The sequence below is a fragment of the Microbacterium sp. genome, assembly GCF_047972865.1.
Taxonomy (GTDB): Bacteria; Actinomycetota; Actinomycetes; order Actinomycetales; family Microbacteriaceae; genus Microbacterium.
In genome coordinates this window covers 1-6563 of record NZ_JBKEAY010000176.1, presented here as the reverse complement: position 1 = coordinate 6563, position 6563 = coordinate 1, and the positions used below count along the sequence as shown (strand labels likewise).

The 6563-nt window shown below is 68.8% G+C and carries 6 protein-coding genes and 1 rRNA gene; 1 reads left to right on the top strand and 6 read right to left on the bottom strand.

Translation table 11 applies throughout. The features are described 5' to 3' along the window. Positions 1-112 (bottom strand): 16S ribosomal RNA (locus ACK5KK_RS10620); the annotation flags it as partial. Positions 113-653: 541 nt separating this feature from the next. Next, positions 654-1958: a tyrosine--tRNA ligase gene (gene tyrS / locus ACK5KK_RS10615; RefSeq protein WP_416890053.1), complete on the bottom strand. Its 1305-nt coding sequence runs from the start codon at positions 1956-1958 to the stop codon at positions 654-656. Positions 1959-2035: 77 nt separating this feature from the next. Here tyrS and ACK5KK_RS10610 point away from each other — a divergent pair, with 77 nt between their 5' ends. Further along, positions 2036-2626, top strand: coding sequence for a hypothetical protein (locus ACK5KK_RS10610; protein WP_416890052.1), 591 nt, complete (start codon positions 2036-2038; stop codon positions 2624-2626). Position 2627: 1 nt separating this feature from the next. On the opposite strand, the gene ACK5KK_RS10605 is transcribed toward ACK5KK_RS10610, so the two are convergent. The 4 genes from ACK5KK_RS10605 to argF form a co-directional block, all read right to left on the bottom strand. Beyond that, positions 2628-3254, bottom strand: a complete 627-nt coding sequence (locus tag ACK5KK_RS10605; protein ID WP_416890051.1) for a SatD family protein — start codon at positions 3252-3254, stop codon at positions 2628-2630. Between the two features lie 64 nt (positions 3255-3318). Further along, positions 3319-4773 carry an argininosuccinate lyase gene (gene argH, locus ACK5KK_RS10600; protein WP_416890050.1) on the bottom strand — a complete coding sequence of 485 codons (1455 nt, stop codon included), beginning with the start codon at positions 4771-4773 and terminating at the stop codon, positions 3319-3321. 9 nt (positions 4774-4782) lie between these two features. Continuing rightward, on the bottom strand, positions 4783-5889 hold the full coding sequence (locus ACK5KK_RS10595; protein ID WP_416890049.1) for a heparan-alpha-glucosaminide N-acetyltransferase domain-containing protein: 1107 nt from the start codon (positions 5887-5889) through the stop codon (positions 4783-4785). Further along, positions 5871-6563 (bottom strand): ornithine carbamoyltransferase (gene argF, locus ACK5KK_RS10590; protein WP_416890048.1); only part of this gene is annotated, 693 nt, incomplete at its 5' end. The genes argF and ACK5KK_RS10595, both read right to left, overlap by 19 nt.

Sequence of the window (6563 nt, the reverse complement as noted above, 5' to 3'; positions counted from 1 at the left end):
TCACCCGTTCGCCACTGATCCGGCGGAGCAAGCTCCGCTTTCACCGTTCGACTTGCATGTGTTAAGCACGCCGCCAGCGTTCATCCTGAGCCAGGATCAAACTCTCCGTAAAGAAATGTTGCTGACACCGACCGGAATAGGGTCGTTGCAGCGAGTTTGATCTGACCAAAGGGATGTCATTGCTGACTATCCGTTGCCGGCACCGAAGTGCCGGTCTTTGATCCAAAGGAATCTCATCTCGCCGAAGCGAGATCGAGGTTATTTGGCATTTGACAAGTGCACGCTGTTGAGTTCTCAAGGATCGGATGCTCCTCCCGGTCAGCCTCTCGGCTTCCCCAGTAGGGCAACTTCTCTATCTTATCCCCCGCGTCTCGCTTGTCAAATCGACTCGCCGTGATCCTGAGGATCATGCCGGACGGTTTCACATGCAGTGTGAGGGGGAGGTTCCCAGCCTGGGCGAAGAAGCGCCGTGCTCTCTCCGATGGAGAGGTTTGGGATGGGGGTGGCTCACTGCTTGAGGGGGCGGTGCCTTCCGGCGCTTCGCTCTTCCCTTTGGGGCGAACAAGGAATACGTTACGCGGATTCGGGCCACCTGCCAAATCGCCCTCGTATCCCGGGCGTGTCGCGTCCTCCCGACGGTGGCGGATCCCGCGTCAGGACGCCGGAAAGACGCCGGCGAGCGACTTCTTTCCGCGGCGCAGCACCGACACGCCGCCCGGGAGACGGGCCGCCACCACGAGGGTGTCGTCGGTGACCTTGTCGCCGTCGAGAACGACGCCCCCCTGCGCGATGGCGCGACGTGCATCGCTGAGGCTCCCGCACAGACCGGTGTCGACGAGTGCCTGCACCACCGTGGTCCCAGGCACGACCGTCGCGTTCGGAAGCTCCTCCAAGGCCTGACGCAGCGTGACCGCGTCGAGCGCGGCCAGGTCCCCGGGGCCGAACAGCGCCTCCGAGGCGGCGACGACGGCATCCGCTGCCTCCGTACCGTGGACGAACGTCGTCACTTCGGCGGCGAGCCGCTTCTGCGCGGCGCGGCGATGCGGCTCACTGGCCACCAGAGCCTCGTACTCCTCGATCTCGGCCCTGGTCAGGAACGTGAACACCTTGAGACGGTCGATGACGTCGGCGTCATCGGTGTTCAACCAGAACTGGTACATCCGGTAGGGGCTGCACATCGCCGCGTCGAGCCAGATGGCGTTTCCCTCGCTCTTGCCGAACTTGGTGCCGTCGCTGTTGGTGATCAGCGGCGTGCCGATCGCGTGAACGGACGCGCCCTCGACGCGGTGGATGAGGTCGGTGCCGCTGGTCAGATTTCCCCACTGGTCCGATCCCCCGGTCTGCAGCACACAATCGTAGAGCCGGTACTGCTCCAGGTAGTCCATCCCCTGCAGGATCTGGTAGCTGAACTCGGTGTAGCTGATACCGGCCTCGGAGTTGAGGCGCGCGGCGACCGCGTCCTTTTTCAGCATGGTGCCGACGCGGTAGTGCTTGCCGATCTCGCGCAGGAAATCGATCGCGCTCATCGGTGCGGTCCAGTCGAGGTTGTTCACCATCCGCGCGGCGTTCTCGCCCTCGAAGCTGAGGAACCGCTCCACCTGGGCACGGAGGTAGCCGACCCACTCGGCGACCGTGTCCTTCTCGTTGAGGGTGCGCTCGGACGTCGGGCGGGGGTCGCCGATCAGTCCGGTCGACCCACCGACCAGCCCCAGCGGCTTGTGACCGGCCAACTGCAGGCGGCGCATGAGGAGGAGCTGGACGAGGTTCCCCAGGTGCAGACTGGGCGCGGTCGGATCGAACCCGCAGTAGTAGGTGATCGGCTCACCGCCCAGGAGTGTGCGCAACGACTCGGTGTCCGTGGACACGTGCACCAGCCCACGCCAGACGATCTCGTCCCACACGTTCTCGAACGAGGGATCATTGGCGGGCGTGAGGGCGCGGACAGCGGTTACGGGCACGCGCTCCAGGGTATCAGCGGCCGACGGCGCGCCACTCGGCGACGACGACGGTCGGGACACCGTGACAGACTGGCGCCATGCAGGTCGATCTCGCGAGTGTGCTGACGGTGGCGGCGGTGTCGGTCGCCCTGTTCGGGTCGTTGTGCGCGGCCCTCGTGCTCACGGTGCTGAACCTGCGCACCCCGCGCACGGTTCCGCTGGCCGTCGCGGGCGGGCTGCTGCTCATCACGGCGCTCACCGTGGCGATCCTGCCGGTGACCGTTCCCCCGATGATCGGCCTGATCGCGGCTGTCCTCGCCATCGGACTGGCCGTGATCGGCGGCAACCCGGTGACTCGCCACGTGCTTGCCTTGGCCACCGGCGGTCGCGTCCGAGAAACCGCCGACGGCGGCATCCTCCTCCCCGCGGCCCGCGGCGACACCGCCGCCGAGGTGGAGCCGCTGCTGCGCGGAGGCACAACAGTCGGATACCTCGAGCGGCTGGCCGTCGCACTCACGGTCGTCGCAGGCTATCCCGAGGCCATCGCTGTCGTGGTCGCGATAAAGGGCATCGGCCGCTTCTCCGAACTGGCGACCGCCGAAGCACGGGAACGCTTCATCATCGGCACTCTGGCGAGCCTGCTGTGGGCCTGCCTCTGCGCAGCGACCGTGCGCCTCGCGCTGGGATGAGTCAGCCCCGCATCGCCGAGAAGCCGGTCACGATCGCCGCGGCACCGGCGGCGGCGAGAGCCTGCGAGACCGCGGACTGCGTGATGCCCTCGGTCGCGGCGAGATCGCGCTGAGTGCGTTCCAGGCAGCGTCCGTACGTCAGCCGCCGCGTCCGTTCGCTCATGTCCGCGACGATCCGGTCGCGTGCCAGTGCATAGGCATTGACCGTCGGCAACGATGACGCATCCTCGCCGGCTGCCGCCTCGACCCACGTACGCGCCTCCGGAACGGCGCGTTGCGCGAGCGCGTGCACGCGCTCGATCGCGGCGCGGGCGGCCCACCACCCCGGCCCCTCTGAGATGGCGCCGGCCGCCGCGGGCACACTCCCGATGTCGCCGATGCCGATGCCGAAACGCAACTGGATGCCGTCGGGCAACGCGAGCGAGATGAGGAGCGTCGCGCACAACGCCGACTCCAACCGTGGATACACCCCCTGCTGCTCATCGCCGACGGTCGGTCGCAGCGGGCGGATCGCCGACGGGGCGTCGGCTTCAGCGCGCGCGATGGCCTCATCGATCAACCGTTGCGCGCCGGCCCTGTCATCCAGGCGGCGGGAACCGACGATGTCTGATGTCACGGCGATGACCACGGCATCAGATTATCACTTATCTTCCGAAACAATTAGCTTTTCGCTAATCTTTCCAGACGATCAGTCAGTCGTCCTCGCCCCGCGCAGCCATCTGAGCGCGGGCGATCAGCTCAGCCCGTTGCTCGGCCACCCGCACCGGAGCCGTGCCGCCGGCGCCGGCGCGGGACGCCACCGACCCCTCGATCGACAACACCGCGCGCACCGCCGGAGTCAGCCGCGGTGACACCTGTGCCAACAGCGAGTCGTCGGCATCCTCCAACCCGATCCCCCGCTGCTCACACGCACGGACCAACTCACCGGAGATCTCGTGCGCATCGCGGAACGGGGTGCCCTGCTTCACGAGCCACTCGGCGACATCGGTCGCCAGCGAGAACCCCTCCGGTGCCAGCGCCGCCATGCGATCCGTGTCGAACCGCACCGTGGCGACCATTCCGGCGAACGCCGGCAGCACCACTTCGAGCGTGCGCACCGAATCGAAGACCGGTTCCTTGTCCTCCTGCAAGTCGCGGTTGTAGGCCAGCGGCAGCGCCTTGAGCGTCGCCAGCAACCCAGACAGATTCCCGATCAGCCGGCCCGCCTTCCCCCGCGCCAGCTCGGCGATGTCGGGGTTCTTCTTCTGCGGCATGATGCTGGAGCCCGTCGAATACCCGTCGTCGAGGGCCACGAACCCGAACTCACGCGTATTCCAGACGATGATGTCCTCCGCGAAGCGCGACAGATCGACGCCGATCATTGCGGCGATGAAGGCGAACTCCGCCACGACATCCCGTGCCGACGTGCCGTCGAGCGAGTTCTCCGACGGACGCGACAACCGCAACTCATCCGCGATGAGCTGCGGGTCCAGCCCCAGTGTCGCACCGGCGAGCGCTCCCCCGCCGTACGGCGAGACACGCGCGCGCACGGCCCAATCCCGCAGCCGCTCCAGGTCTCGCACGAGCGGCCAAGCGTGCGCCTGCAAGTGGTGGGCGAGCAGGATCGGCTGCGCGTGCTGCAGATGGGTGCGCCCCGGCATGATCGCCTCGGGGTGCCGCTCGGCCTGCGCCACGACCGCGTCGATCACCCGCAGCAGATCCCGGGCGATCACACGCCCGTGATCCAAGAGATAGAGCCGCACCTGCGTGGCCACCTGATCGTTGCGGCTCCGGCCGGCGCGTAGCTTTCCCCCCAGTTCGGGGCCGACCTCGCGAATGAGCGCGGCCTCGAGCGCGCCGTGGACGTCCTCGTCCTCCTCGCGGGCGACGAGGGACCCGTCGCGGACGGCACGACCGAGCGCATCCAGCCCCTCCTGCATGCGGGCCTCTTCCTCGGCGGTGAGGTAGCCCGCCGCCGCCAGCGCCCGTGCGTGCGCGTGCGAGCCGGCGAGATCGTACGGCGCGAGCACCCAGTCGAAGTGCGTCGAGCGGCTGAGCTCGGCCAGCTCAGGCGACGGGCCGGAGGCGAATCGCGCACCCCACAGCGAACCGGCGTTCGTCCCGTGCCGGTCGGGGTCGGTGCTGGCGTCGGGGGTGTTCTGGCTCACCCGTTCAGCCTACCGAGGTCCTCTCCGCGACCCGACCGCGCGGGCGGCGACGGCGCCGGTGACAGCCGCCACGACCCGTTCCAGCGGTCCGCGGCCCACCCACACCGCCCAGATCGTGCAGCCGGCGAGCGTCACGAGCGCGAACGGCCCGAACGGTGCCAGCGCCCGCATCCCGACGATGTCGCCGGTGTCGCCGAGGGCGAGCTGCGCCCAGATCGCCCAAGCCACCACCTGCCCGACGTAGGCGGTCAGGGGCATGGTCCCCACCGCGCGGACCGGCAGCAACACCCACGTGAGCGGAGTCCGGCAGATCAGCAACGACGCGGCGATGACCGCGACGGCGAACGACCCGGAGCCGATCGCCTCCCCGAGCCCGCTGGAATGGGCCTCGGCGCTCCACACCGCCGCGAAATACGTGTCGCCGGGCCAGGCGAACAGCGCCGCCGCACCATACCCACCCGCCGCCACGAGCGCCCCGCCGACCAGCAGCCGCACCTGCACCTCGATCCGCAGCAGGTGGGACCTCCCCACCGCGAGCCCCGCCGCGAGAAAGGCGAGCCACAGCGGGAACGGATAGTGCCAGCCGATCGCGTCGGCCAGGACCTCACCCTCGACCGTCCACCACAACGGCATCGCATTCCACAGCGGCACCAGCCACGGCGTCGTGACGGCCAGGCCCGCCGCGAGCCACCACAGCGCCCGGACCGACCCCGTGAGGAGCGGGATCGCGAGCAGGAACAGGATCGCGTAGGCGGGCAGGATGACCACCAGAGGCACACCGGTCGAGATCAACGCGACCCCGACCAGCCAGACGATCACGGCGCGCACCGCGACGGCCACACGCGCGCGCCGCATCCGCGCACCGTCGAACGGCCTCTCCGCGCCCGTGGCCAGTGCCAGCGACACCCCGGCGAGCGTCGCGAACAGGATGGACGAGCGCCCGTTGGCCACATCGAACCAGGTCGCCGGATCAGCGGGCTGGAACGGGTCGATCCACAGCAGGTGCGCCGCGAACATCCCCAGCACCGCCAGACCGCGTGCCAGGTCGATTCCCTGGACCCGCCCCGGCCCGTTCCAGGAGGTGAACGCCCCGGTCGCTACTGGCGCAGCAGCCACCCCAGCAGCGCCTTCTGGGCGTGCAGCCGATTCTCGGCCTCATCCCACACGACACTCTGCGGTCCGTCGATCACGTCGGCATCGACCTCGTATCCACGGTCCGCCGGGAGACAGTGGAGGAACAGAGCGTCGTCCGCGGCCAGCGACATCGTCTCCCGCGAGACCTTGTAGTCGCCCAGGGCCCGCAGCCGTGCCTGCTTCTCCTCCTCCTTGCCCATCGAGACCCACGTGTCGGTCACGATGATGTCGGAGCCTGCGGCCGCCGCCTTCGGGTCGGTGAACAGCGACACCGATCCGCCGGTGCCCGCCGTGATCCGTTCAGCATCGGCCACGACGTCGGCCCGGGGGGTGTAGCCCTCCGGTGCCGCGATCCGCACGTGCATCCCCGCGGTGGCCCCGGCCAGCAGATACGAATGCGCCATGTTGCACTCACCGTCCCCGAAAAACGTGAGCGTCAACCCGGCCGGGTCGCCCTTGTGCTCGCGGATCGTCAGGAGGTCGGCCAGCAGCTGGCACGGGTGGAAGTCGTCGCTGAGCGCATTGACGACCGGTACACGGGTGTCGCGGGCCATCTCCTCCAGTCCCGCCTGCGCGTACGTCCGCCACACGATCGCGGCGACCTGCCGTTCCAGCACCCGCGCGGTGTCGGACGGTGTCTCCTTGCCGGCCAACTG